The following is a 24,128-nucleotide window of genomic DNA, read 5'->3' as shown; positions in this document are numbered from 1 at the left end:
CGGGCAGTCCGCCGCACCCGATCGGCGGCGGCGTGCGGCCGGGCGCGCGCCGATGCGGAACAGGCTGTCGCCGGGGTGGCGATCGATGGTCTCAGCCGAGCGCCTCGTCCAGGAACTCCCGTACGTGAGTGAGGATCCCGCCCCGGTCGGTGCCCGGCAGGCCGATCGCCACATGGATGCTGAACCCGTCGAGCAGGGCGCGCAGCCGGGTCGCGAACCGGTCCGCGTCCACGGCCCGGAACTCCCCGCGCGATACGCCCTCCGCCAGCAGCGCCACGAGGTCCCGGTGCCAGGCCCCCTCGATCGCGACCTGCCGGGCGCGCGCGTCGGCGTCAGCGTTCTGCGAGCGGTTCCAGACCTCCAGCCAGAGCGTCCAGTGCGGGTCGCGGTGGCCGTCGGGGATGTACAGATCGACATAGGCGTCGAGCCGCTCGCGGACGGGTGTCTGCCGGGCCAGCAGCTCCCGCCGCTCGGCGCCGAGCCGGCCCTCGCTCCACTCCAGGGTCTGCAGGAGCAGCTCGTCCTTGGTGCGGAAGTAGTAGAGGAGATGACCGCTGCTCATGGAGACGTCACGGCCGAGCCCGGCCATGGTGAGCCCGTCGAGCCCCCGCTCGGCGATGGTGGCCATGGCGGCGGCCAGCACCTCCTCGCGGGGCGGGGCGGTGTTGCGGCGGCGCGGGGCGGGGGTCATCGGGCGGCTCCCCCGGTCCATCCGTCCGACGCGAGCAGCGCCCGCAACTCGGCGACGGCGCCCGGCGGAGATGTGCGGACCGCGGCCACGTCGCTCCGGACCGTCCGCGGGTCCATGTCGTAGGCCGCGGACAGCACCGTGCCGAGATCGTCGTCGGTGAGCAGCTCCGCGAGGATCGCCAGCAGCGGGAGATACTGCTCGTCCTCGACCGTCAGACCAGGCAGGAGCAGACGCAACTGCCTGGTCATGCCCAGAAGTTCGGGCGCGATCTCCATCCAGCCCCGGCTGCTGCGCACCTCTTCGGCCGTCTCTTCCATGAACCAGGTCATGACGGCGTACGGAATGTCCCGGTGCCCGGTCTGCTCGTCGAAGCAGACCGTGGGCGTGCGGTCCGGGTCCTCGTCCGCGACGATCGCGGTGAGGAAGGTGCGGCCGGGAGGGTCCGTCTCGGCGAGCTCCAGGTACCACGCGTCGTCCGGCACCGAGTAGAAGCGCTCGATCGCATAACCCTGTCCGGCGTGCTGGATGGTGCTCGGCATGGATCAGACCTTAGGTTGCTGCTGTGTGATGCAGTGGATACCTCCACCACCGGCAAAGATCGTACGGGCGTCGACCAGGGTCACGGTCCGATCGGGGTGGAGACGGCGGAAAATGCCCGCCGCGATCTCGTCACGGGGGTCGTCGAAGGCACACAGCACCACGCCACCGTTGCAGACGTAGTGGTTGATGTACGAGTAGTCGACCCAGTGACCGTCCTCACCCTGCACCACGGTCGGGGCAGGGACCTCGACGACCTCCAGGGGACGCCCCCGAGCGTCGGTCTGGGCCCTGAGCATGGCCACGTTCTCCTTGCAGAGCTCGTGGTCGGGGTGGGACGGGTCCGGCTGGGTGTGGGCGACGACGACTCCGGGGCCGGCGAACGCGGCGACGATGTCGACATGGCCGAGCGTGCCGAAGCCGTGGGGCGGGTAGTCGGCGGTCAGGCCGCGCTTCAGCCAGATCGCCTTCGTGGTGCCGAGCTTGGCGTGGATCTCGGCCTCGACCTCCTCCTTGGTCCAGCCCGGGTTGCGCTCGGAACCGAGCTGGACGGTCTCGGTGAGGAGGACGGTGCCTTCGCCGTCCACGTGGATGCCGCCGCCCTCGTTGACGAGAGACGAGCTGTGCACGGGGACCCCCGCAAGATCCGCGACATGGCGGGCGATCTTCGCGTCGTGTTCCCAGGTCGCCCAGTCCTGCGCGCCCCAGCCGTTGAACACCCAGTCCACAGCGGCCAATCGGGTGCCGTCCGTGACGAAGGTCGGACCGATGTCGCGCATCCAGGCGTCGTCCAGCTCGCGCTCGACCAGGTCGATGTCCGGACCGAGAAGGGCACGGGCGCCCTCCGACTGGCCCGGCCCGACGACCATGGTCACCGGCTCGAAACGGCGTACCGCCCGGGCCACCGAGGCCCACGCCTCGCGGGACTCGGCAAGGTCGTCACCGGTGAACGTGACGTTGGGGCCCGGCCACGCCATCCAGGTGCGCTCGTGCGGGGCCCACTCGGGCGGCATACGGAAGGTCATGTCGTTGGACTCCTCAAGGCTGTGTGCTGAAAGGCTGTGTTCTTACAGGAAATAGAGGCGGTTGAGGGACACCGATTCGGCGGGTTCCGAGCGCATCGGGGCACCGTCCAGCGTGACCAGCCCACTGCGCCCGTCCACCGCCACATCCCCGATGCGGGAGTTGAGCCGGAGATCCGCCGGGCCGATCCCGCGGGTGCCGCGCACGGCCACCCTGCGCCGCCGCGTCGGCATCAGGTCGGAGCCCAGCTCGGCCGCGGCCTTCGCCACGAAGGCCACCGAGATATCGGCGGGGGTCGCGCCGTGCCCCCCGAACAGCGGTCCCAGGACCAGCGGTTCACAGGTGTCGGTCGCTGCGTTGGGGTCACCCGTCACGCCCCACGCCGGGAAGCCCGCCTTCAGTACCATCTGCGGCTTCGCCCCGAAGTACTGCGGCTTCCACAGCACGATGTCGGCGAGCTTGCCCACCTCGATCGAACCGATCTCGTGCGCGAGGCCGTGCGCGATAGCCGGGTTGATCGTCAGCTTCGCCATGTAGCGCAGCACCCGGGCGTTGTCGTCGTGCGCGCCGTCGCCCTCCATCGGGCCCAGCTCGGCCTTCATCTTCCCGGCCATGGCGAAGGTGCGGCGTACGGTCTCGCCCGCGCGCCCCATCCCCTGCGCGTCCGACGAGGTGATGCCGATCGCGCCGAGGTCGTGCAGCACGTCCTCGGCGCCCATCGTCCCGGCCCTGATCCGGTCCCGCGCCATGGCGGCGTCCCCGGGCAGGTCGGTCTTGAGGTCGTGTACCGAGACGATCATCCCGTAGTGCTCGGCCACCGCGTCCCGGCCGAACGGCAGGGTCGGATTGGTGGACGAACCGATGACGTTCGGCACGCCCGCCATCTTCAGGACGTTCGGTACGTGTCCACCGCCGCAGCCCTCGATGTGGAAGGCGTGGATCGTCCGGCCGTCCAGGACACGCAGGGTGTCCTCGACGGACAGGCACTCGTTCAGCCCGTCGCTGTGCAGGGCGACCTGCACGTCGTGTTCCTCGGCGACGCGCAGGGCGGTGTCGAGCGCACGGGTGTGCGCGCCCATGTCCTCGTGCACCTTGAAGCCGGATGCACCGCCCTCGGCGAGCGCCTCAACCAGGGGCGCGTCGCCGGAGGACGAGCCGCGGGCCAGGAAGCCGATGTTGACCGGCCAGGCGTCGAAGGCGTTGAAGGCGTGGCGCAACGCCCACGGCGAGTTGACGCCGACGCCCCACACCGGGCCGAACTCCTGACCGATGACGGTGGTGACGCCGGAGGCGAGCGAGGCCTCCATGATGCGCGGCGAGAGCAGATGGACGTGGGTGTCCACGGCACCGGCCGTCGCGATCAGGCCCTCGCCGGACACGATCGTGGTGCCCGTGCCGACGACGACGTCCACGCCGTCGAGCGTGTCCGGGTTACCGGCCCGCCCGATCGAGTGGATCCGGCCTTCACGGATGCCGATGGAGACCTTGCGGATGCCTTGAACAGCGTCGATGACCAGCACGTTGCTGATGACGACGTCGCAGGTGTCGCGTACGGCCGCGGCCTTGAGGTGCAGCCCGTCGCGCGCGGTCTTGCCGAAGCCGGCCAGAAACTCGTCGCCGTGCGCCTGCGCATCCGACTCGACGCGCACCACCAGGCCGGAGTCGCCGAGAACGACCCGGTCTCCGGCGCGCGGTCCGTGGACCGATGCGTATTCGTTGGGGTCCATCAGGCGTCCTCCGCTCCCAGATAGCCGCAGGCCGCCGCGCGCCGCAGGGCCTCTTCCTTCGCGCCGGGCGCGTCCAGCGGTCCGTCGACCAGGCCGGCGAAGCCGATCGCGATCCGGGCGCCGCCGATCGGCATCAGGCCGACCTCGGTCTCGCCGCCCGGGTCGAAGCGGACCGACGATCCGGCGGGGACGCACAGCCGCATCCCGTACGCCGCGGCCCGGTCGAAATCAAGGCGCGGGTTGGCCTCGAAGAAGTGGAAGTGCGAGGTGACGCTGACCGGGACGGTCGCGGTGTTGTGCACGGTCAGCCGCAGCGCGGGCTCGGGCTCGGCGTGCGGCGGTGCGGGCAGTACGGCGCCGGGTGCGGCGTCGCCGAGTCCTCCCCCGATGGGCTTCGAGACGACCGCGAGCCGGGATCCGTCGTCGAAGACGGCCTCCACATGCACCTCGGTGACCACATCCGCCACACCGGGCAGGACGTCGTCGGGCCCCAGCACGCCGCGCGCGGCCTCGATCGCCTCGGCGAGCCGCTTTCCGTCCCGGGCCGCCTCGCAGACGGTGTCCGCTATGAGCGCGGTCGCCTCGGGAACATTGAGCCTCAGTCCACGCGCCCGGCGCGCCCGTGCCAGTTCGGCGGCACCGAAGAGCAGGAGCCGATCTCGCTCGGTAGGGGTAAGTCGCACGTCAGTACACCTCCAATTTGAACATCACTCTAATCAAGATTTTCCCGTCTGGGAACCATTGACGGAGAGCCGCACTTGGGCTCATATAGAGCGGCACTCAAACTGTCGAACGTCAGGGGCGTCCTCATGCCGGTAGAACAGCGCGGAGTCGACACCATCCCGGAGGCGGAACGCACCAGCGCCCCACGCGACCTCGTCTCGATCCTGCTGGGGTCCAATCTCTGCCTGGGCGTGATCATCTTTGGCTGGCTCCCGGTCTCCTTCGGCCTGGACTGGTGGGCCTCGGTGAGCTCGATCGTCGTGGGCACCCTGCTCGGCACCCTGCTGACGGCACCGCTCGCCCTGGTCTCGCTGCGCACCGGAACCAACCTCTCCACGTCCTCCGGTGCCCAGTTCGGTGTGCGCGGCCGCCTGGTCGGCTCGATCGTCGGCCTGCTGCTCGCTCTCGGCTACACAGCGCTGACCGTCTGGATCGGCGGCGACGCGATGGTGGGCGCCATGCATCGCCTCTTCGGGCTGTCGACCGGGGGGCTCTCGTACGCGGCCGTGTATGCGCTGCTCGCCGCCGCCACCGTGATCGGCGCGGTCTACGGCTACCGGATGCTGCTGCGTCTCTCCCGCGTCCTCGCCGTCGCGATGAGCGCGCTGCTGATCCTGGGCATCGTCGCGTACGCCCCACACTTCACCACCGCCGCGTTGCCCGGCACCGGCGGCCATCTGCTCGGATCCTTCTGGCCGACCTGGCTGCTGGCCGTGGTCGCATCGGGGCTGAGCGGCCCGATCGCGTTCATCACCCTGCTCGGCGACTACACGCGGTACATCTCCCCGGACCGTCACTCCTCCCGGAGCGTGCTGCGCGCAAGCTGGATCGGCCTGCTGATCGGTCTGCTCGTCCCGCAGCTCTTCGGCACGTTCACGGCGTACGCCTCCCGGGCGGCCCTCGACTATGCGGGCCCGCTCGTCGACGCCTCCCCCACCTGGTACCTGATCCCGCTGCTGCTCGCCGCCTCCGCCGGTTCGGTCGGCAACGCCGGCCTGATGCTGTACTCCATGGGCCTCGATCTGGATGCGATCCTGCCGCGCGCCTCGCGCCCCCAGGCCACTTTCGCGGTCGCGGGCGTCGCCACGGCGTGCGTCTTCGTGGGGCACTACGCCTGGGACGCCGAATCCGCGATGACGTCGTTCGTCCTGCTGCTGACCGCCATCGGCACCCCGTGGGCGGTGATCACCCTGATCGGCTTCGTCCGATGTCGCGGTGTCTACGACTCGGAGGCCCTCCAAGTCTTCAACCGGCGCTCGCGCGGCGGCGCCTACTGGTACACAGCCGGCTGGAACCTGCCCGCCACGGCCTCCTGGGCCCTGGGCGCGGCAGTGGGCCTCTCCGCCGTCTCGCTGCCCTCGTACGAGGGTCCGCTGCTCTCCCTGACAGGCGGGGTGGACTGCAGCTTCCTGCTGTCGGGCCTGGTGGGCGGTGTCGCGTACACGGCGCTGACGCGCGGCAGGCGCACGGAGCCCGCGGTGCCGGCCGCCCCGGAGGCACAGCCATCCGCCATGTTCTGAGCGGGAACGACGACGCCCGCCCCGGCTGCTGCCGGGGCGGGCGTCGCGGTACGGGACGTCGCCGTACGGGACCGTGGCTCAGCCGAGCGGGTGCATCCAGCCGTGCGTGTCCTGCGCGACGCCGCGCTGGATGTCCAGCAGGCGCTCGCGCAGCTTGAGCGTGACCTCGCCGGGCCGGCCCTCGCTCTGGGTCCACTCGCCGCCCGCGGACTTGACGATGCCGACGGGGGTGATGACGGCGGCGGTGCCGCAGGCGAAGACCTCGGTGAGGGTGCCGTTCTCGGTGTCGGCGCGCCACTGGTCGATGGAGACGCGGCCCTCCTCGGACTCGTAGCCGAGGTCGCGGGCGACCTGGAGCAGCGAGTCACGGGTGACGCCGGCGAGCAGGGAGCCGGTCAGGGACGGGGTGATGATCTTGTCCCCGTACACGAAGTACAGGTTCATGCCGCCGAGTTCCTCGACCCACTTGTGCTCCACGGCGTCGAGATAGGCGACCTGGTCGCAGCCCTTCGCGGACGCCTCGGCCTGGGCGAGGAGGGACGCCGCGTAGTTGCCGCCGGTCTTGGCGTCACCCATGCCACCGGGGACGGCGCGGACGCGGTCCTCGGAGAGCCAGATCGAGACCGGCTTGACGCCACCGGCGAAGTACGCGCCGGCCGGCGAGGCGATGACGATGAAGAGGTACTCGTTGGCGGGCTTCACACCGAGGCCGACCTCGGACGCGATCATGAACGGGCGCAGGTAGAGCGACTCCTCGCCGCCGTGGGCCGGAACCCATGCCTTGTCCTGCTGGACCAGTGCGTCGCACGCCTCGATGAACGTCTCGACCGGGAGCTCCGGCATGGCGAGCCGGTGTGCGGAACGCTGGAAGCGCTTGGCGTTGGCCTCGGGGCGGAAGCTGGCCACCGAGCCGTCGGGCTGGCGGTAGGCCTTGAGCCCCTCGAAGATCTCCTGCGCGTAGTGCAGGACGTTGGTGGCGGGATCGATCGAGAGCGGGCCGTAGGGAACGAGCTGGCCGTCGTGCCAGCCGCGGCCTTCGGTCCACTTGATGATCACCATGTGATCGGTGAAGTAGCGGCCGAATCCGGGGGTGGCCAGGATCGCCTCGCGCTCCGCGTCGGACAGCGGGGTCGAAGAGGGCTTGAGCTCGATCGTGGGCGTCGTCATGAGTGCGTGTCCTTCACCGGTCTTGTGTGTGATGGACCGCGCTCACGCCGGCTCCTGTCAGACAGGTGCTGGGACGTCCGAGCTTTACCGCAAGCCACGGCCCGTTCGATTATCTCTCGCGGGGACCCGTGCACGAAATGACGTGAATGCGGTCCAGGGTTCGATGGTGGCACCCGGGACCACACAGGAGAAGCCGCCGGGTGCGGTGGGGACCCGGCGGCTTCGAAGTGGAGTCGTCGGGTCAGCTCGCTACGCGTACCGCGAGCGCGTCACCGATTTCCGAGGTCGTACGAGGGGTGTCGCCGCGCTCCGCGAGGTCGGCGGAGACGGCCTCCTCGATGCGCGCAGCCTCGGCCTCGTAGCCCAGGTGGCGCAGCAGGAGGGCGACGGAGAGCACCGCGGCCGTGGGGTCGGCCTTGCCCTGTCCCGCGATGTCCGGGGCGGAGCCGTGGACCGGCTCGAACATCGAGGGGAACTCGCCGCTCGGGTTGATGTTCCCCGAGGCCGCGACGCCGATGCCGCCGGAGACGGCCGCGGCGAGGTCGGTGATGATGTCGCCGAAGAGGTTGTCGGTGACGATCACGTCGAAGCGCTCGGGCTGCGTGACGAGGAAGATCGTCGCCGCGTCCACGTGCAGGTAGTCGGTGGTGACGTCCGGGAACTCGGCCGCGACCTTGTTGAAGATGTTGGTCCACAGGTGCCCGGCGTAAGTCAGCACGTTGTTCTTGTGGACCAGCGTCAGCTTCTTGCGCGGGCGGGCCTGGGCGCGGGCGAAGGCGTCACGGACCACACGCTCGACACCGAAGGCGGTGTTGACCGAGACCTCGGTGGCGACCTCGTGCGGGGTGCCGGTGCGGATCGAGCCGCCGTTGCCGGTGTACGGACCCTCGGTGCCCTCACGGACCACCACGAAGTCGATCTCCGGCTGCCCCTTGAGCGGGGTCGCGACACCCGGGAGGAGCTTCGACGGCCGCAGGTTCACATGGTGGTCGAAGAGGAAACGGAGCTTCAGCAGGAAGCCGCGCTCCAGGACGCCCGAGGGGACCGAGGGGTCACCGATCGCGCCGAGCAGGATGGCGTCGTGCTGCTTGAGCGCCTGGACATCGGCGTCGGTGAGGGTCTCACCGGTCGCGTGGTAACGCTTGGCGCCGAAGTCGAATTCCTTGGTCTCCAGCTTCACATCCTGCGGGAGAACGGCGTTGAGGACCTTGAGGCCCTGAGCCACGACCTCCTGGCCGATACCGTCACCGGGGACCACTGCGAGATTGATGCTGCGAGTCATGTCGGCACCCTACTGCTCGTCCCATCTTGTGACATTTGACGTCCACCATACGGACACATGGGGAGTTGTACGTGTGCCGTTCACTCATCCGGTGGGACGGCGTCAGCACACGGGTGGATGTTCTGGCCATGGACATCCCTCGCTTCGGCATCCCCGAGAAGCTCGCCGACCGCATGACCATGGCGGAGCAGCACGACTATCTGCGCACCCGGCTGACCCGGCGCGGCGTGCTGCGCACGAGCGTGGCGACCGCGGCCGTCGCCGGTGCCGGTCTGGGCACCGGGCTCGCGGCCTCGCCCGCCTCCGCCGCACCCGCTGTGCTCACCTCGCGCAGCTCCACCCAGGTGGACGGCTCTCTGGTCGCACCGTTCGGCCGGCATCTCGCGTACGGCGCCGACCCGAAGACGCAGATGCTGGTCTCCTGGCAGGTCCCGTTCGCTGTCCGGCGCCCGTACATCCGCATCGGCCTCAAGCCGTGGGCGCTGAGCCGCAAGATCGACGCCGAGGTGCGGCACCTGACCACCCCGCTGCTGAACGACGGCAGGATCGCGGCCGCCGAGCAGTTCTACGTACACGCGGGCCTCGACCGGCTGGAGCCCGGCACGACGTACTACTACGGCGTCGGCCACGACGGTTTCGACCCGGCGGACACCCGCAATCTGGGCACGCTCGGCACCTTCACCACCGCACCTTCGCGCGCCGAGTCCTTCACCTTCACCGCCTTCGGTGACCAGGGCGTCAGCTACCACGCCCTCGGCAACGACCAGCTGATCCTCGGTCAGAACCCGGCCTTCCACCTGCACGCGGGCGACATCTGCTACGCCGACCCGTCCGGCTCCGGCCGGACGACCGACACGTACGACGCCCGCACCTGGGACCAGTTCCTGGCACAGACGGAGACCGTCTCGAAGACCGTGCCGTGGATGGTGACCACCGGCAACCACGACATGGAGGCGTGGTACTCGCCCGACGGCTACGGCGGCCAGAACGCCCGCTGGTCGCTGCCGGACAACGGCCCCGACCCGGTGGGCCAGCCCGGCGCCTACTCGTTCGTGCACGGCAACGTGGGCGTGGTCGCACTCGACGCCAACGACGTCTCGTACGAGATCCCCGCCAACTTCGGGATCAGCGACGGCAAGCAGACCCGCTGGCTGGACCGGCGCCTCGGCGAGCTGAGAGCCCGCCACGACATCGACTTCATCGTGGTCTTCTTCCATCACTGCGCCTTCTCGACGACCAATGCGCACGCGTCGGACGGCGGTGTGCGGGACGCCTGGGTGCCCCTCTTCGAGAAGCACCAGGTGGACCTCGTCATCAACGGCCACAACCACGTGTACGAGCGCACCGACGCGATACTGAAGAACGCGGTCGCACGGAAGGTGCCGATCGGCGAGCACACCGACCCGACGCGGGACGGCATCGTGTACGTCACGGCGGGCGGCGCGGGCAAGGCCCTGTACAACTTCCCGGCGCCCGACACGTACGAGGGGCGCGTCAAGGACCAGGAGAGCGTGGACACGTACCACGTGGTCAAGGGCGGCGGCAGGGCGACCGAGACCGTGGAGTGGTCGCGGGTGCGCTACACCGGCTTCTCGTTCCTCGCGGTGGAGGTCCAGCCCGGGCCCCGTGCCCGGATGAAGGTCACCGCGCTCGCCGAGTCGGGCGAGCGCATCGACCACTTCGAGATCAGCCGCGGCTGAGCGCTGCCGGACGGACCGGCCTCAGTGGCCGGTGGAGCCGCCGTTGTCCCTGCGGTCGAGGGCTCGCTGCAGGGCGGCGGCGGCATTCTGGCGCTCCGACTCGGTCGGGCGGTGGGTGTGTCGGACGCGGCGGACAGTCGTCTCGGCCATGGTGGATCGACTCCTTGAGATCGCGAGGATTTCGAGATCGAAAAAACGTGAGCGTGATTTCGAGTTCGGGATTTCGAGGCGCCGGAAGGGGCGGGGAGCGGATGCCGCAGGGGTTGCCTGCACGGGGCATGCGCTCACGACCGCCAGTCGCTGGATCTAGCGAGACGTTCGGCTTCTACAAAGCTAGGACAGCTCGGCCGGTCTGTCTCCACAATTACTCGGACTTCCTACTATCTGAGACGGGGGTTTACGGCCTGCCGCCCGCAGTTCCCGGATCAGAGCCCGGACAGCAAGGGATTGTGCCTGCTCAGGGGTGGTGACATAGCCGACGGAGCGGGTCGGCCGCTCCGGTCCGAGATCAGTGATCTCGACGTCGCCGGGTACTCCTTCGAGGGAGAGCTGCGGCATGATCGCCATTCCGAGACCACGGGACACCATCGAGAGCACCGCTCCGTCGTCCTCGATCTGCGTCGGTGCCGGCGGGTTCCACTTCTGCGCAGCCCACCAGCGGGCTCGGCGCCAGTACCCGTGGAAGCCGAGCGCCACCTGGGCCGCGGGCGGCATCGACGGCGAGGCGCTCGGCATCAGGTCCTGACCGGTCACGGCCCGACGGTCAGGTCCTGGAGGCCCACCACACGCAGCAGTTGCAGCCGTTCGTACGCGTCCGTGCCGGGCCGGGCCGTGTGGATGACCAGCACCTGACCGTGGTCGGCGCTGAGCAGCGCCTCGCATTCCAGGTCCAGTTCCCCGACGACCGGGTGCACGAACCGCTTGTGCTCGGCACGCCGCACGGCGACGACATGCTCGGCCCACAAAAGGTCGAACTCCTCGCTCGCCGCACGCAGTTCATCGACGAGCGCGATGAGCGCGACATCATCGGGGCGGGCGGCGAGCACCGCACGGAGCTGGCCGACATGGCTGCGGGAGTGCGCCTCGTGGTCCTCTGCCGGGAAGAGCGCCCGCCCCTCGGGGGCGGTGAACCAGGACCGGATGATGTTGTGCCCCGGCTGGTGCTCACCGGTCAGCGCCACGGCCATGGCGTTCTGGGCGAGGACCTCGCCGCGGTCGCTCAGGACCTGGGCGGGTGCGTCGTGCAGTCGGTCGAGGACCATCAACAGCCCGGGGCGCACATGCTGGGTGGGGCCGTGGCGGTTGCTCGGCGGCTCCTCCCCGGCCAGCCGGAAGAGATGGTCGCGTTCGTCCTCGCTCAGCCGCAACGCCCTGGCCACTGCGGAGAGCATCTGACGCGAGGGGCGTGAGCCGCGGCCCTGCTCCAGGCGTGTGTAGTGGTCCACGGAGGCACCGGTGAGATGGGCGACCTCCTCCCGCCGCAGCCCCGGGGTGCGCCGCCGGGAGCCGGCGGTCAGCCCCACGTCGGCCGGTTCGAGGCGGGCGCGGCAACGGCGCAGGAAGTCGGCGAGTTCCGATCGGTCGAGGTCCACGCCCCCAGCATGGCTCGTGCGCGGATCCGTATCCAGGGAGTGCCGGTCCTCGGATAGCCCCGTCTCTCCCGCCGGCCGGAGGCCCGTCGCAGGGTGATGGACATCGGAAGCGACGAGAGGAACCGATGATGCTGATTCTGGTGACGGGTGCCACGGGACAGGTCGGCCGGCGTTTCGTACCGCGGCTGCTGCGGCGGGCCGCCCCCGGTGACACGGTGCGGGTGATCGTGCGGGACGAGGAGCGGGGTGCACCCCTCGCCGCGCTGGGGGCCGAGGTCGTCGTCGGTGACCTCCGGGACCCGGAGGACGTACGGAAGGCGCTGGCCGGAACCGACACGGTGGTGAACATCGCGGCGGCGTTCCGAGGGGTGCCGGACGAGGAGGCATGGGCGGTCAACCATGCCGCTGCGCTGGCCCTGGGCCGGGCGGCCGTGGAGGCGGGCACGCAGCGGTTCGTGCAGGTCGGCACGAACCTCGCGTACGGCGCGGGGCGCGGCAGGCCGCTGACGGAGGACGACGCCCCGGTGCCGGGCGGGCAGCTGTGGGGTGCGTACACCGAGTCCAAGGTGGCGGCCGAGGAGGGCCTGCTCGCGCTCCACCGCGACCACGGGCTCGATGTCCGGATCGCCGTCCTGGCCTTTGTGTACGGCGAGGGCGACCCGCACCTCGCGCAGTCGATGGCCTGGGCCGGGCAGTGGGCGGCCACGCAGCGGCTCGCGATGGTGCACCACGCGGATGTCGCGCAGGGACTGCTGCGGCTGCTGTACGCACCGGGCCCGGCGGGTCGCCGCTACAACTTCTCGGACGACGCGCCGGTGACGGCGGTGGAGCTGCACCAGCTCAACGGGGTCGCGCTGCCGGCCGAGTCGGCGGACCGGGTCGACCCCGACCCGTGGTACGGAATCACGTCGACGCTGCGGGCCAGGGACGAGCTGGGCTTCCGGCCGCTGTATCCGTCGGTGTGGACGGCGCGGGACGCGGGGGCCCTGTAGGGATCAGAGCACGTCGCCGTCGCGCCAGTCGAAGATCAGCTTCCTGGACGGCGAGGGCAGTGGGCGGCTGCCCGCCGCCCTGACGTACGTGCTGCCCTCCTCGTCCGGCAGCAGCTCCACCCGGCTCAGCCGCTGCACGCCGATCCGCCCCTGCCACACCTGCCAGCCACGCGCCGCGTACAGGCCGGCCCCGGTGGCGGAGGCGGACAGCGCGCCGAACGTGTACGCATCGTCGATGACGCGTTCCAGCGCAGCCATCACCCGGCCGCCGAGCCCCTCGCGGCGCCGGTCGGCACGGACGGCCACGCCCTCGACATAGCCGATGCGGTACGAGCGGTGGGCGTGGATCACCCGGCGCTGGACGACGCTGCCGTGGGCCAGGAGACCGCTGTTGTCGCGTGCGTAGGCGTGGATGCCGCCCAGGGTGTGGTCCCAGTCGTCGTCGCTGAAGTCGCCCTCGAAAGCGGTGTCGAGGAAGGCGCGGATCCCGTCGCGGGCGGTCGGGGTCAGCTCGTAGGTGTGCGCGATGTGCCACAGCGGCTCAGTCATGTCCCCCAGCCTCGCAGGCACTTGCACCACCGGGTACACAGGACGCATGTGAGTGGCGGCCACGTGTCGAAGAGTTCCGCGCCGAAAGAGAGTTGGCCCCATGAACGGTCTCCGTGCTCTCGAGCCCCGGTACGCGGACCGGCTCTCCGGTGTCCGCGGCGCGCGCGGTCCTCAACGGCCGCACCTCCTGCGACCGGTAGCGGGGGCCGGATCGCCCACCGGGCTCGCCCACCGGCAACCGCGCGCGCCGTTGTCGGTGGGCACCCCTACTGTTCATGGACAGGACAGGGGCCGCGCGCGGCGGCCCGGCGGGAGGGGACAGCGATGAGCTTCAGCATGCAGGCACGGGCCGTTCCGGCAACCGGGCTGCCGCAGAACTTCGCCGGGGTGGCGGCGGTCTTCGCGGACACGGACGACGAGCTCGACCGCCTGGAGACGGATCTGAACATCTCCAAGGATTTCTCCGAGGTGCACAAGCTGTGCCTCACCGCACCGCCAGGCCAAGGCAGTTGCGAGCTCCCGATCTTCGGCGGGGCCATTCATGAGGACCCGGCAGGGATCGAGGCACCGTCGGTGACTCTGGAGGCCGGGGAGGTGCGGGAGGCGGCGGAATTCCTCCGCACCCATCCGTTCGACGAGCTGTGGCGCGCGGCCGCCGATGGCGTTGCCGCGCACTGGAGTCTGCCGGAGCCCGAGGTCCGCGCTGTCTTCGCCCACCACTACCGGCGGGTGCTGGACTTCTACGAGCGGGCCGCGGATTCGGGCGACGCGGTGGTGAAGCGGTTCCTGTACTGAGCGGCCGTGTGCCGGAGGGGCCGAAATGGAAACCGCCTCCCGGCCGGCAGGGGAACCGGGCGGGAGGCGGGAATCATGGCGGGGCGCCGGGGTGCGGCGCCCCGAGGGGCGTCAGCCCTGGTGGGGGTAGGTGTAGTCGGTCGGCGGGACCAGCGTCTCCTTGATGGCGCGGGTCAGCGTCCAGCGCTGCAGGTTCTGCGGCGCACCCGCCTTGTCGTTCGTACCCGAGGCACGGCCGCCACCGAAGGGCTGCTGGCCGACGACGGCACCGGTCGACTTGTCGTTGATGTAGAAGTTGCCCGCGGCGTACCGCAGCTTCTCCATCGTGTGCGCGGCCGCGGCGCGGTCGTTCGCGATGACGGAACCGGTCAGCGCGTAGTCGGAGACCGACTCCATCTGCTCCAGCATCTCGTCGTACGCGTCGTCCTCGTAGACGTGCACGGCGAGGATCGGGCCGAAGTACTCGGTCGTGAAGACCTCGTTCTCCGGGTCGCTGCACTCGATGACGGTCGGGCGGACGAAGTAGCCCACGGAGTCGTCGTACGTACCGCCCGCGATGATCGTGCAGGACGGGTCGGACTTGGCACGGTCGATCGCGGCCTTGTTCTTGGCGAACGAGCGCTCGTCGATGACGGCACCGATGAAGTTCGACAGGTCGGTGACGTCACCCATGGTGATGGAGTCGACCTCGGCCGCGAACTTCTCCTTGAAACCGGAGTTCCAGATGGAGGCCGGGACGTACGCGCGGGACGAGGCCGAGCACTTCTGGCCCTGGAACTCGAAGGAGCCACGGGTCAGCGCGGTCTTCAGGACGGCGTGGTCGGCCGACGGGTGGGCGACGACGAAGTCCTTGCCACCGGTCTCGCCGACGAGCCGCGGGTAGGTGCGGTAGTTGGCGATGTTGTTGCCGACCGTCTTCCACAGGTGCTGGAAGGTCGGGGTCGAGCCGGTGAAGTGGATACCGGCCAGGTCTCGGTGGTTCAGGGCAACCTCGGAGACGGCGATTCCGTCGCCGGTCACCAGGTTGATGACGCCCTTGGGCAGACCGGCCTCCTCCAGGAGCTGCATCAGCAGCACCGCGGAGTGGGTCTGCGTCGGGGACGGCTTCCACACGACGACGTTGCCCATGAGGGCGGGGGCGGTGGGCAGGTTGCCCGCGATGGCCGTGAAGTTGAACGGCGTGATCGCGTAGACGAAGCCCTCCAGCGGGCGGTGGTCCATGCGGTTCCACACGCCCGGCGCGTTGGCCGGGGGCTGCTCGGCGAGGATCTGGCGCGCGTAGTGCACGTTGAAGCGCCAGAAGTCGACGAGCTCACAGGGGGTGTCGATCTCGGCCTGCTGGGCGGTCTTCGACTGGCCGAGCATCGTGGACGCGGCCAGCGTCTCGCGCCAGGGGCCGGACAGCAGCTCGGCGGCGCGCAGGATGATCGCGGCGCGGTCGTCGAAGGACATCGCACGCCACGCCGGGGCGGCGGCGAGGGCGGCGTCGATCGCGTCCTGGGCGTCCTGCTCGGTGGCGCCGGCGAAGGTACCGATGACGGCCTTGTGGTTGTGCGGCTGCACGACGTCGAAGCGCTCGCCGCCGCCCATCCGCTTCTCGCCGCCGATGGTCATCGGGAGGTCGATCGGGTTCTCGGCGAGCTCCTTGAGCTTCACCTCCAGGCGGGCACGCTCCGGGGAACCCGGGGCGTAGGAGTGGACCGGCTCGTTGACCGGCGCGGGGACCTGGGTCACAGCGTCCATGAGTGCCTTGTCTCCTTGCTTCAGCGGGGTGGGGGGGCAGCGGGGCGGGCGGGTCAGCCCTTGGTGAGGATGGAGCGGGCGAAGAACAGCAGGTTGGCCGGCTTCTCCGCGAGGCGGCGCATGAAGTAGCCGTACCAGTCGGTGCCGTACGCGGTGTAGACGCGCATCCGGTGCCCCTCGGCGGCGAGCCGGACGTGCTCGTCGCTGCGGATCCCGTACAGCATCTGGAACTCGTACTCATCCAGTTTGCGCCCGGCCTTGCGTGCCAGCTCCTGGCTGATGGCAATCAGCCGCGGGTCGTGGGACCCGATCATCGGGTAGCCCTCGCCGTCCATCAGGATCTTCAGGATGCGGACGTACGCCTTGTCGATCTCGGCCTTGTCCTGGTACGCGACGGAGGCGGGCTCCTTGTAGGCGCCCTTCACGATGCGGACACGGCTGCCTGCGGCGGCGAGGCGGCGGGCGTCCTCCTCGGTGCGGAACAGGTACGCCTGGATGACACAGCCGGTCTGCGGGTAGTCCTTCCGCAGCTCCTCGTGGATGGCGAACATCGAGTCGAGGGTGGTGTGGTCCTCGGCGTCCAGGGTGACCGTGGTACCGATCGCCGCGGCGGCCTCGACGACGGGGCGCACATTGGCGAGCGCCATCTCGTGGCCGCCCTCCAGTGCTTGGCCGAACATCGACAGCTTGACGGACATCTCGGCCCTGGTGCCCAGGCCGAGGTCCTTCAGGCGGTCGATCAGCTCCAGGTAGGCGTCGCGCGCGGCGGTGGCCTGCTCCGGCGTGGTGATGTCCTCGCCCACGACGTCGAGGGTGACCTCCAGGCCCTTCCCGGCGGCGTCCTTGATGATCGGGACGACCTGCTCGACCGTCTCGCCGGCGATGAACCGGTCGACGACCTGCTTGGTCCCCGGGGCGGCCGAAATGAATCGGCGCATCTTGTCACTGCGCGACGCAGCGAGAATCACGGGAGCCAGCACGGGGCACCTCCAACGGAAAGGTATGTACGAGGGCCGTATCGGCAGGAACTGAATCAGACCGGTACAGCACGGAGAACCACCGTGAAATCTAAGGATCTCGCCGATCCTGTGCCATCGACAGCTGTCACGCATCCGTGCACTGGATCTCAGACATATGTCTGAAGGGGGTGCGAGAATGGCCGGGTGAAGGGCGATTACCAGGAGCTGGTCGACGAGATCTCCGCGCTGCTCGGCGTCCCCGCCACGCTGGAGGACCGGGACTTCGGTCTGGTCGCCTTCGGGGCGCACGACAGCGACGACGACACGGCGATGGATCCGGTCCGCACCCGGTCGATCCTGACCCGCCGCTCCACCCCGGCGGTCCGCGCGTGGTTCGAGGGCTTCGGCATCGCCCGCGCCACCGGCCCGGTCCGGATCCCGGCCGCCCCGGAGGCGGGTGTGTTCCGGGGCCGGATCTGTCTGCCGGTACGCCATCGGGGTGTCGTGCTCGGTTACGTATGGCTGCTCGACGCGGACCCCGGGCCGACCGACGAACAACTGACCGCGGCGATGGACGTGGCGGCCCGGATCGGGGCGCTGCTCTCCGAGGAGGCACGGGCCGGCACGGACCTGTCACGGGAGTTCGGCGCGGTACTCACCGCCGGACGGGGCTGGCAGCGCGACATGGCCGTCGCCGCGCTCCGGGAGGCGCTGGGCCCGGACGCGGACGGCCTGCACACGGTGGTCTGCGTGACGCCGTGGCCGGACGAGATGCCATCGGCCCGTACGGTGCCGTCGGCTGCGGCGCTGTCCACCGTCCCGTCTCCGGCGCGGGCGGGCACCCTGTCGCTGGCAGCGCTGGTCCGGCTGCGCTCATCCGACGTGCTCGACCCGGCTGTCACAGCCGCGGACCGGCTGCGGACCGCCGCGGGCCGTACGGCGACCGCCGGAATCGGTGTCCCCCGCCGAGGCCTGCCGGAGCTGGCCGCGGCCTGGCACGAGGCCGCGGCCGCAGCCCGCGCGGCGGCCGCGGAGTCCCGCCTCGGCCCGGTCGCCGAATGGTCCGCCATCGGCCCGTACCGTCTGCTGACCGCCCTCCCGCCGGCCACGGACACCGCCCCGGACCTCACCGTCCGGACACTGCTCACCCCGCCCCACGCGGAGCTGGCCCGCACCGCCGAGGTGTTCCTCGACTGCGCGGGCCAGGCGAGCCGGACGGCGGCCGAGCTGGGCATCCACCGTCAGACGCTCTACTACCGGCTGTCCCGGGTCGAACAGCTCACCGGCCTGGACCTCAACGACGGCGAGGACCGGCTGCTGCTGCACATGGCGCTGAAGGGGGCCCGGCTCTGAGCTCCGTGCGCTCAGTGCGCCACCCGCTCGTCCGTGCCGGCCACCTTGGCAGTGCTCAGCGCGACGCGGTTCCAGGTGTTGATCGTGAAGATCAGGGCGAGCAGCCCGGCCAGTTCGGTCTCCTCGAAGTGGGCGGCCGCGCGGGCGTAGACGTCGTCCGGGACGCCACCCCTGGAGACCAGGGTGACGGCCTCGGTGAGGGCGAGCGCCGCCTGCTCCTTCTCCGTGAAGAAGTGCGCGGCCTCCGGCCAGACGGCGACCATGTGCAGCCGCTCCTCGCTCTCACCGGCCTTGCGGGCGTCCGTGGTGTGCATGTGGAGGCAGTACGCGCACCCGTTGAGCTGGGAGGACCTGATCTGGACCAGCTCGACGAGCGCGGGGTCCAGGTCCTGGCGGGCGGCGGCGTCGAAGCCGATGAGGGCCTTGAACGCCTTCGGCGCGGCCTTGGCGAAGTTGATCCGAGGGGTGCGGGTGACTGCGTCGTTGTTCGTCATGACCACTACGCTACGGAGTCGGGCGACCTCACGTAGGGTGCATTTTCATGGCGGAATCATGGGTCAATTCGGCGGAGCGGATCGGCAGTGACCTGCTGTTGGAGCTGACCGGTCCCGGCAGTCGCCGGAGCGTTCTCATCCGTGCGCTGCGGGACGCCGTACGGGAGGGCAGGCTGGCCCCGGGCACCCGGTTGCCGCCCTATCGCTCGCTCGCCGCCGACCTCGGCCTGGCCCGCAACACCGTCGCCGACGCCTATGCCGAGCTGGTCGCCGAGGGCTGGCTGACCGCCCGGCAGGGCTCCGGCACCCGGGTCGCGCACCGCGCTGCCCCGGTCGCCCCGGCCCGGGTGCCGAAGAAGGCGCCGACCCGCCCCGCCCCTCCCGTGCACAATCTCCGGCAGGGCCAGCCCGACGCGGGCTCCTTCCCCCGTACACCCTGGCTTGCCGCCTCCCGCCGCGCCGTGAACGCGGCACCGAACGACGCCTTCGGGCCCGGTGATCCGCAGGGCCGGATCGAGCTGCGCCGGGCGCTGGCCGACTATCTGGCGCGCGCCCGAGGGGTGCGCTGTGTGCCCGAACGGATCGTGATCTGCTCCGGTTTCGCGCACGCGCTGCGGCTGCTGTTCGGCGGCGGGGTGCTGCGCGGACCGCTGGCGGTGGAGTCGTACGGGCTCGGTTTCCACCGCTCCCTGCTGGCTGCCGCCTCGGTGCGTACGGTCCCGCTGGCGCTCGACGAACACGGGGCACGCACCGGCGAGTTGACCGGTCTGCCGGGCGTGCGGAGTGTGCTGCTCACCCCGGCCCACCAGTTCCCGACGGGTGGGCCACTGCACCCGAAGCGGCGCACGGCCACCGTCGACTGGGCGCGCACCCGCGGCGGACTGGTCCTGGAGGACGACTACGACGGGGAGTTCCGCTACGACCGCGAACCGGTCGGCGCCCTCCAGGGACTCGACCCGGACCGGGTCGTCCACCTCGGCTCCATCAGCAAGAGCCTCTCCCCCGCGGTCCGGCTGGGCTGGATGGTGCTTCCCGGGCAGCTCGTCGACGCCGTACTGGCCGTCAAGGGTGAACGCGAGGGCTGGGCGAGCGTCCTGGACCAGCTCGCGCTCGCCGAGTTCATCGAGTCCGGCCACTACGACCGGCACATCCGCCGGATGCGGCAGCGCTACCGGCGCCGCCGCGACCAGCTGGTCGCCGCCCTCTCCGAACACGCCCCGCACATCACCCCCACCGGCATCGCGGCAGGTCTGCACGCCGTTCTGCGGCTGCCTCCCGGCTCCGAGCGCTCCACCGTCAAGGCCGCGGCCTGGCAGGGGCTCGCTCTGGACCCGCTCGCCGACTTCCGGCACCCGGCCGCCACGATGCCAGCCGAGGACGGCCTGGTCGTGGGCTATGGGACGCCGCCGGACCATGCGTACGGCGCGGCTCTGGAGGCGCTGTGCCGGGCCCTGCCACCGCCCTCCGCCTGACCGGGCCCGCGCATGACCGGGCCGGGCCCGCGGAGGACGGACCCGGCCCGGCGTTCGGTGGTGCCTGGGCGGCTTCCGGTGATCGGCCTGAGGCCGTCCGTCAAATCCTGCGGCGACGGCGCGGTCTCCTCGACGGCGCGGGCCGTCGTCCGCCCGGCCCCCTTCTCCAGCAGGCAGCGCTCGGCGCCTTCGGGCAGACTCTCACGGCGCCCCCCGACAGCAGCGCACCCGGCATGCAGACGTCCGTTCAGGACGCCCGTATGCCGGGTGCGGCTGGGAAAGAAATCGGCGGAATCAGTCGGTGAGGTTCACCGAGCGGGCCGAGGTCGCGCCGATCTCCTCGGCGATCTCGCTGAGGACGGTCTGCGGGACGTTGTCGTCGACGGTGAGCACGACCAGCGCCTCGCCGCCCGCGGCCGCGCGCGAGACCTGCATGCCCGCGATGTTCAGCCCGGCCTCGCCGAGGATCTTGCCGACCGTGCCGACGACGCCGGGACGGTCCTCGTAGCTCAGGACGACCATGTGGTCGGCGAGCGCCAGGTCCACGTCGTGCTCACCGATCGCGACGATCTTCTGGAGGTGCTTGGGTCCGGCCAGCGTGCCGGAGACCGCGACCTCCTCGCCGTCGGCGAGCGTGCCGCGGACGGTCACCACATTGCGGTGGTCCGGCGACTCGGAGCTGGTGGTGAGGCGGACCTCGACACCACGCTCCTGGGCGAAGAGCGGGGCGTTGACGTACGACACGGTCTCGTCGACGACGTCCTCGAAGACACCCTTGAGCGCGGAGAGCTCGAGCACCTTCACGTCGTGCTGGGTGATCTCGCCGTACACCTCGACGTCGAGGCGGGCCGCGACCTCTCCCGCGAGCGCGGTGAAGATACGGCCGAGCTTCTCGGCGAGGGGCAGCCCGGGACGTACGTCCTCGGCGATGACGCCGCCCTGGACGTTGACCGCGTCCGGCACGAGCTCACCGGCCAGCGCGAGGCGCACGGACTTGGCGACCGCGATGCCCGCCTTCTCCTGGGCCTCGTCGGTGGAGGCGCCCAGGTGCGGGGTGCAGACGACCTGGTCGAACTGGAACAGCGGGGAGTCCGTGCAGGGCTCCTTCGTGTACACGTCCAGACCGGCGCCGGCGACGCGGCCCTCCTTGAGGGCCGAGGCGAGCGCCTCCTCGTCGACGATGCCACCGCGCGCGGCGTTGACGATCCGCACCGAGGGCTTCACCTTGTGCAGCGCCTCGTCGCCGATCAGGCCGAGCGTCTCGGGGGTCTTGGGCAGGTGCACGGTGATGAAGTCGGAGACTTCGAGCAGCTCGTCCAGCGCGAGGAGCTTGACGCCCATCTGCGCGGCGCGGGCCGGCTGCACGTAGGGGTCGTACGCGACGATCTTCATGCCGAAGGCCGACATGCGCTGCGCGACCAGGACGCCGATGCGGCCGAGGCCGACGACACCGAGGGTCTTCTCGCTCAGCTCGACGCCGGTGTACTTGGAGCGCTTCCACTCGCCTTTCTTGAGGGCGGTGTTGGCCTGGGGGATGTTGCGCGCGGTGGCGACCAGCAGACCGCAGGCCAGCTCGGCGGCGGTGACGATGTTGGAGGTCGGGGCGTTGACGACCATCACGCCGGCCTTGGTGGCCGCGGACACGTCGACATTGTCCAGACCGACGCCCGCGCGGGCGACGACCTTCAGCTTCTTCGCGGCGGCGATGGCCTCGGCGTCGACCTTGGTGGCGGAACGCACCAGGATGGCGTCGACATCGGCGATCGCGGGGAGGAGCTCGGCGCGGTCCGCGCCGTTGCAGTGCCGGATGTCGAAGTCCGGGCCCAGGGCGTCAACCGTGGCAGGCGACAGCTCTTCAGCGATGAGTACGACAGGTTTCGAGCTCACGTGAGTCCTCACAGGTCCAGTGCGGACGGCCGTCCCGACGGCCGCAGGCGGTGGAGGGGCTTGCCGCGTGGAAGACGCACGACACTGTGGGCCTGACGCGTGTATGTGGAGAAGTGTAGTCATGCGCGAGGGCGCATTCTGCGCCCCGTTGGAAGGATCACCCACACGGGGCTGGACGACTTGTACACACGTACGACGCCGCTTCTTCCAGCGGTGTTGCGATGGATACGCCGCGGGGCGGGTCCGAAGACCCGCCCCGCGGCGAAGGACTTACGCGTCCTCGTCGTTGACCCAGCTCATGAGCTTGCGCAGCTCACGGCCGGTGGTCTCCAGCAGGTGGTCGCTGTCGGCCTTCTTGTACTCGTTGTACTTGGGCAGACCGTTGTGGTACTCGGCCATCCAGTTCTTGGCGAAGGTGCCGTCCTGGATCTCGCCGAGGACCTTCTTCATCTCGGCCTTGGTGGCGTCCGTGATGATCCGCGGGCCGGTGACGTAGTCGCCCCACTCGGCGGTCTCCGAGATGGACCAGCGCATCTTCTCCAGGCCGCCCTCGTACATGAGGTCGACGATGAGCTTCAGCTCGTGGAGGCACTCGAAGTACGCGATCTCCGGCTGGTAGCCGGCCTCGGTCAGGGTCTCGAAACCGGCCTTGACCAGAGCGGCGGTACCACCGCAGAGGACGGCCTGCTCACCGAACAGGTCGGTCTCGGTCTCCTCGGTGAAGGTCGTCTTGATGACGCCGGCGCGGGTACCGCCGATGCCCTTCGCGTACGAGAGGGCGAGCGCCAGGCCGTTGCCCGAGGCGTCCTGCTCGACGGCCACGATGCAGGGAACACCGCGGCCCTCCTCGTACTGACGGCGGACCAGGTGGCCCGGGCCCTTCGGGGCGACCATGCAGACGTCGACGTTGGCCGGCGGCTTGATGAAGTCGAACCGGATGTTCAGACCGTGGCCGAAGAACAGCGCGTCGCCGTCCTTGAGGTGGTCCTTGATGGACTCCTCGTAGACCTGGGCCTGGATCGGGTCCGGGACGAGGATCATGATGACGTCGGCCTCGGCGGCGGCCTCCGACGGGGTCACCACGCGCAGGCCCTGCTCCTCGGCCTTGGCCTTGGACTTGGAGCCCTCGTGCAGACCCACACGGACGTCGACACCCGAGTCGCGCAGCGACAGCGCGTGGGCGTGGCCCTGGCTGCCGTAGCCGATGACCGCGACCTTGCGGCCCTGGATGATGGACAGGTCGGCATCGTCGTCGTAGAACAGCTCGGCCACTGGGTCTTCTCCTTGGTGTGCAGGTGTTGCGTCCCACCGTACGGCGGGGTGCGTCAGAAACGTTTTCGGGTCTCGCCATACGAGCGGCGAGGGGGTGTCGGCTAGGCCGTACGGTCGAGTGCGCGCAGAGAACGGTCGGTGATCGAGCGCGCGCCGCGCCCTATGGCGATGGTGCCGGACTGGACGAGCTCCTTGATGCCGTACTGCTCCAGCATCTTGAGCATGGCCTCCAGCTTGTCGGCGCCGCCGGTCGCCTCGATCGTGACGGCCTCCGGAGAGACGTCCACGGTCTTGGCGCGGAACAGCTGAACGATCTCGACGATCTGGGAGCGGGTCTCGTTGTCGGCGCGGACCTTCACCAGGACGAGCTCACGCTGGATCGCAGCGGAGGGCTCGAGTTCGACGATCTTCAGTACGTTGACCAGCTTGTTGAGCTGCTTGGTCACCTGCTCGAGCGGCAGGTCCTCGACATTCACGACGATGGTGATGCGGGAGATGTCGGGATGCTCGGTGGTACCGACCGCGAGTGAGTCGATATTGAAGCCGCGGCGGGAGAACAAGGCCGTGATCCGGGCGAGGACACCGGGCTTGTTCTCGACCAGGACGGAGAGCGTGTGCTTGCTGGACATGGAGTCGGTCTCTCTCTGTCT

22 protein-coding genes and 1 pseudogene are annotated in these 24,128 nt (G+C 70.1%); 6 read left to right on the top strand and 17 right to left on the bottom strand.

What is annotated here, in order from left to right; translation table 11 throughout:
• Positions 1-91: 91 nt before the first annotated feature.
• The 5 genes from ACFU8W_RS21970 to ureA are packed head-to-tail and all read right to left on the bottom strand — an operon-like array spanning position 92 to position 4,661.
• Positions 92-691 (bottom strand): TetR/AcrR family transcriptional regulator, encoded by a 600-nt coding sequence (locus ACFU8W_RS21970; protein ID WP_345510154.1) that lies wholly within the window; start codon positions 689-691, stop codon positions 92-94.
• Complete coding sequence (locus ACFU8W_RS21965; RefSeq protein WP_384039669.1) at positions 688-1,230, bottom strand: hypothetical protein; 543 nt, start codon at positions 1,228-1,230, stop codon at positions 688-690. The genes ACFU8W_RS21970 and ACFU8W_RS21965 overlap by 4 nt, the downstream gene beginning before the upstream one ends.
• Before the next feature lie 3 nt (positions 1,231-1,233).
• Positions 1,234-2,253: an agmatine/peptidylarginine deiminase gene (locus ACFU8W_RS21960; protein ID WP_384039666.1), complete on the bottom strand. Its 1,020-nt coding sequence runs from the start codon at positions 2,251-2,253 to the stop codon at positions 1,234-1,236.
• Positions 2,254-2,295: 42 nt separating this feature from the next.
• Positions 2,296-3,978, bottom strand: coding sequence for an urease subunit alpha (locus ACFU8W_RS21955; protein ID WP_345510160.1), 1,683 nt, complete (start codon positions 3,976-3,978; stop codon positions 2,296-2,298).
• Positions 3,978-4,661, bottom strand: coding sequence for an urease subunit gamma (gene ureA, locus ACFU8W_RS21950; RefSeq protein ID WP_266981180.1), 684 nt, complete (start codon positions 4,659-4,661; stop codon positions 3,978-3,980). Before ureA ends, ACFU8W_RS21955 begins: the two co-directional genes overlap by 1 nt.
• Before the next feature lie 126 nt (positions 4,662-4,787).
• On the opposite strand from ureA, the gene ACFU8W_RS21945 reads away from it, so the two are divergent.
• The gene (locus ACFU8W_RS21945) at positions 4,788-6,221 is read left to right on the top strand and encodes a cytosine permease (RefSeq protein WP_384039661.1); all 1,434 of its coding nucleotides are present in this window, start codon (positions 4,788-4,790) and stop codon (positions 6,219-6,221) included.
• A gap of 78 nt (positions 6,222-6,299) precedes the next feature.
• On the opposite strand, the gene ACFU8W_RS21940 is transcribed toward ACFU8W_RS21945, so the two are convergent.
• Both ACFU8W_RS21940 and ACFU8W_RS21935 read right to left on the bottom strand, forming a co-directional pair.
• Positions 6,300-7,388: a branched-chain amino acid aminotransferase gene (locus ACFU8W_RS21940; protein ID WP_384039658.1), complete on the bottom strand. Its 1,089-nt coding sequence runs from the start codon at positions 7,386-7,388 to the stop codon at positions 6,300-6,302.
• A 241-nt stretch (positions 7,389-7,629) separates the two neighbouring features.
• Positions 7,630-8,670: a 3-isopropylmalate dehydrogenase gene (locus ACFU8W_RS21935; protein ID WP_384039655.1), complete on the bottom strand. Its 1,041-nt coding sequence runs from the start codon at positions 8,668-8,670 to the stop codon at positions 7,630-7,632.
• A 128-nt stretch (positions 8,671-8,798) separates the two neighbouring features.
• Here ACFU8W_RS21935 and ACFU8W_RS21930 point away from each other — a divergent pair, with 128 nt between their 5' ends.
• The gene (locus tag ACFU8W_RS21930; protein ID WP_384039653.1) at positions 8,799-10,370 is read left to right on the top strand and encodes a purple acid phosphatase family protein; all 1,572 of its coding nucleotides are present in this window, start codon (positions 8,799-8,801) and stop codon (positions 10,368-10,370) included.
• A 21-nt stretch (positions 10,371-10,391) separates the two neighbouring features.
• Here ACFU8W_RS21930 and ACFU8W_RS21925 read toward each other — a convergent pair whose 3' ends face one another.
• The 3 genes and pseudogenes from ACFU8W_RS21925 to ACFU8W_RS21915 form a co-directional block, all read right to left on the bottom strand.
• Complete coding sequence (locus ACFU8W_RS21925) at positions 10,392-10,520, bottom strand: hypothetical protein (RefSeq protein ID WP_093772350.1); 129 nt, start codon at positions 10,518-10,520, stop codon at positions 10,392-10,394.
• Positions 10,521-10,703: 183 nt separating this feature from the next.
• Positions 10,704-11,027: pseudogene (locus ACFU8W_RS21920) on the bottom strand (LysR family transcriptional regulator substrate-binding protein); the annotation flags it as partial.
• 92 nt (positions 11,028-11,119) lie between these two features.
• Positions 11,120-11,962 carry a helix-turn-helix transcriptional regulator gene (locus ACFU8W_RS21915; protein WP_345510169.1) on the bottom strand — a complete coding sequence of 281 codons (843 nt, stop codon included), beginning with the start codon at positions 11,960-11,962 and terminating at the stop codon, positions 11,120-11,122.
• A 128-nt stretch (positions 11,963-12,090) separates the two neighbouring features.
• Between ACFU8W_RS21915 and ACFU8W_RS21910 the strand changes: the two genes are divergently transcribed.
• The gene (locus ACFU8W_RS21910; RefSeq protein WP_384039803.1) at positions 12,091-12,954 is read left to right on the top strand and encodes an NAD-dependent epimerase/dehydratase family protein; all 864 of its coding nucleotides are present in this window, start codon (positions 12,091-12,093) and stop codon (positions 12,952-12,954) included.
• 3 nt (positions 12,955-12,957) lie between these two features.
• Here ACFU8W_RS21910 and ACFU8W_RS21905 read toward each other — a convergent pair whose 3' ends face one another.
• A complete protein-coding gene (locus ACFU8W_RS21905) occupies positions 12,958-13,503 on the bottom strand; it encodes a GNAT family N-acetyltransferase (protein WP_384039649.1) in 546 nt (181 codons plus the stop codon).
• A gap of 324 nt (positions 13,504-13,827) precedes the next feature.
• Here ACFU8W_RS21905 and ACFU8W_RS21900 point away from each other — a divergent pair, with 324 nt between their 5' ends.
• Positions 13,828-14,298, top strand: a complete 471-nt coding sequence (locus ACFU8W_RS21900) for a DUF1877 family protein (protein WP_384039646.1) — start codon at positions 13,828-13,830, stop codon at positions 14,296-14,298.
• A 111-nt stretch (positions 14,299-14,409) separates the two neighbouring features.
• On the opposite strand, the gene pruA is transcribed toward ACFU8W_RS21900, so the two are convergent.
• The gene (gene pruA / locus ACFU8W_RS21895) at positions 14,410-16,041 is read right to left on the bottom strand and encodes an L-glutamate gamma-semialdehyde dehydrogenase (protein ID WP_358862168.1); all 1,632 of its coding nucleotides are present in this window, start codon (positions 16,039-16,041) and stop codon (positions 14,410-14,412) included.
• A gap of 53 nt (positions 16,042-16,094) precedes the next feature.
• Positions 16,095-17,021: a proline dehydrogenase family protein gene (locus ACFU8W_RS21890; RefSeq protein WP_345510173.1), complete on the bottom strand. Its 927-nt coding sequence runs from the start codon at positions 17,019-17,021 to the stop codon at positions 16,095-16,097.
• A 183-nt stretch (positions 17,022-17,204) separates the two neighbouring features.
• Between ACFU8W_RS21890 and ACFU8W_RS21885 the strand changes: the two genes are divergently transcribed.
• Positions 17,205-18,353: a helix-turn-helix domain-containing protein gene (locus tag ACFU8W_RS21885; RefSeq protein WP_345510174.1), complete on the top strand. Its 1,149-nt coding sequence runs from the start codon at positions 17,205-17,207 to the stop codon at positions 18,351-18,353.
• Between the two features lie 11 nt (positions 18,354-18,364).
• Here ACFU8W_RS21885 and ACFU8W_RS21880 read toward each other — a convergent pair whose 3' ends face one another.
• Entirely contained in the window at positions 18,365-18,847 is a 483-nt protein-coding gene (locus ACFU8W_RS21880) for a carboxymuconolactone decarboxylase family protein (protein ID WP_384039642.1), read from the bottom strand.
• A 47-nt stretch (positions 18,848-18,894) separates the two neighbouring features.
• On the opposite strand from ACFU8W_RS21880, the gene ACFU8W_RS21875 reads away from it, so the two are divergent.
• On the top strand, positions 18,895-20,319 hold the full coding sequence (locus ACFU8W_RS21875; protein ID WP_384039639.1) for a PLP-dependent aminotransferase family protein: 1,425 nt from the start codon (positions 18,895-18,897) through the stop codon (positions 20,317-20,319).
• Between the two features lie 294 nt (positions 20,320-20,613).
• On the opposite strand, the gene serA is transcribed toward ACFU8W_RS21875, so the two are convergent.
• The 3 genes from serA to ilvN form a co-directional block, all read right to left on the bottom strand.
• Positions 20,614-22,206 carry a phosphoglycerate dehydrogenase gene (serA, locus tag ACFU8W_RS21870; protein WP_345510179.1) on the bottom strand — a complete coding sequence of 531 codons (1,593 nt, stop codon included), beginning with the start codon at positions 22,204-22,206 and terminating at the stop codon, positions 20,614-20,616.
• A 270-nt stretch (positions 22,207-22,476) separates the two neighbouring features.
• Positions 22,477-23,478, bottom strand: a complete 1,002-nt coding sequence (gene ilvC, locus ACFU8W_RS21865; protein WP_345510181.1) for a ketol-acid reductoisomerase — start codon at positions 23,476-23,478, stop codon at positions 22,477-22,479.
• A gap of 101 nt (positions 23,479-23,579) precedes the next feature.
• Complete coding sequence (ilvN, locus tag ACFU8W_RS21860; protein WP_266981212.1) at positions 23,580-24,107, bottom strand: acetolactate synthase small subunit; 528 nt, start codon at positions 24,105-24,107, stop codon at positions 23,580-23,582.
• Between the last annotated feature and the right edge of the window lie 21 nt (positions 24,108-24,128).

The organism is Streptomyces sp. NPDC057565, assembly GCF_042801455.1.
Taxonomy (GTDB): domain Bacteria; phylum Actinomycetota; class Actinomycetes; order Streptomycetales; family Streptomycetaceae; genus Streptomyces; species Streptomyces yanii.
Note: the sequence above shows the minus strand (reverse complement) of the source record. Positions and strands in the feature narration are given on the sequence as shown.

Coding starts and splice junctions, on each gene's coding strand:
- ACFU8W_RS21970 (WP_345510154.1), bottom strand. CDS start 691: ATGACCCCCGCCCCGCGCCGCCGCAACACCGCCCCGCCCCGCGAGGAG.
- ACFU8W_RS21965 (WP_384039669.1), bottom strand. CDS start 1,230: ATGCCGAGCACCATCCAGCACGCCGGACAGGGTTATGCGATCGAGCGC.
- ACFU8W_RS21960 (WP_384039666.1), bottom strand. CDS start 2,253: ATGACCTTCCGTATGCCGCCCGAGTGGGCCCCGCACGAGCGCACCTGG.
- ACFU8W_RS21955 (WP_345510160.1), bottom strand. CDS start 3,978: ATGGACCCCAACGAATACGCATCGGTCCACGGACCGCGCGCCGGAGAC.
- ACFU8W_RS21945 (WP_384039661.1), top strand. CDS start 4,788: ATGCCGGTAGAACAGCGCGGAGTCGACACCATCCCGGAGGCGGAACGC.
- ACFU8W_RS21940 (WP_384039658.1), bottom strand. CDS start 7,388: ATGACGACGCCCACGATCGAGCTCAAGCCCTCTTCGACCCCGCTGTCC.
- ACFU8W_RS21935 (WP_384039655.1), bottom strand. CDS start 8,670: ATGACTCGCAGCATCAATCTCGCAGTGGTCCCCGGTGACGGTATCGGC.
- ACFU8W_RS21930 (WP_384039653.1), top strand. CDS start 8,799: ATGGACATCCCTCGCTTCGGCATCCCCGAGAAGCTCGCCGACCGCATG.
- ACFU8W_RS21925 (WP_093772350.1), bottom strand. CDS start 10,520: ATGGCCGAGACGACTGTCCGCCGCGTCCGACACACCCACCGCCCGACC.
- ACFU8W_RS21910 (WP_384039803.1), top strand. CDS start 12,091: ATGCTGATTCTGGTGACGGGTGCCACGGGACAGGTCGGCCGGCGTTTC.
- ACFU8W_RS21905 (WP_384039649.1), bottom strand. CDS start 13,503: ATGACTGAGCCGCTGTGGCACATCGCGCACACCTACGAGCTGACCCCG.
- ACFU8W_RS21900 (WP_384039646.1), top strand. CDS start 13,828: ATGAGCTTCAGCATGCAGGCACGGGCCGTTCCGGCAACCGGGCTGCCG.
- pruA (WP_358862168.1), bottom strand. CDS start 16,041: ATGGACGCTGTGACCCAGGTCCCCGCGCCGGTCAACGAGCCGGTCCAC.
- ACFU8W_RS21880 (WP_384039642.1), bottom strand. CDS start 18,847: ATGACGAACAACGACGCAGTCACCCGCACCCCTCGGATCAACTTCGCC.
- ACFU8W_RS21875 (WP_384039639.1), top strand. CDS start 18,895: ATGGCGGAATCATGGGTCAATTCGGCGGAGCGGATCGGCAGTGACCTG.
- ilvN (WP_266981212.1), bottom strand. CDS start 24,107: ATGTCCAGCAAGCACACGCTCTCCGTCCTGGTCGAGAACAAGCCCGGT.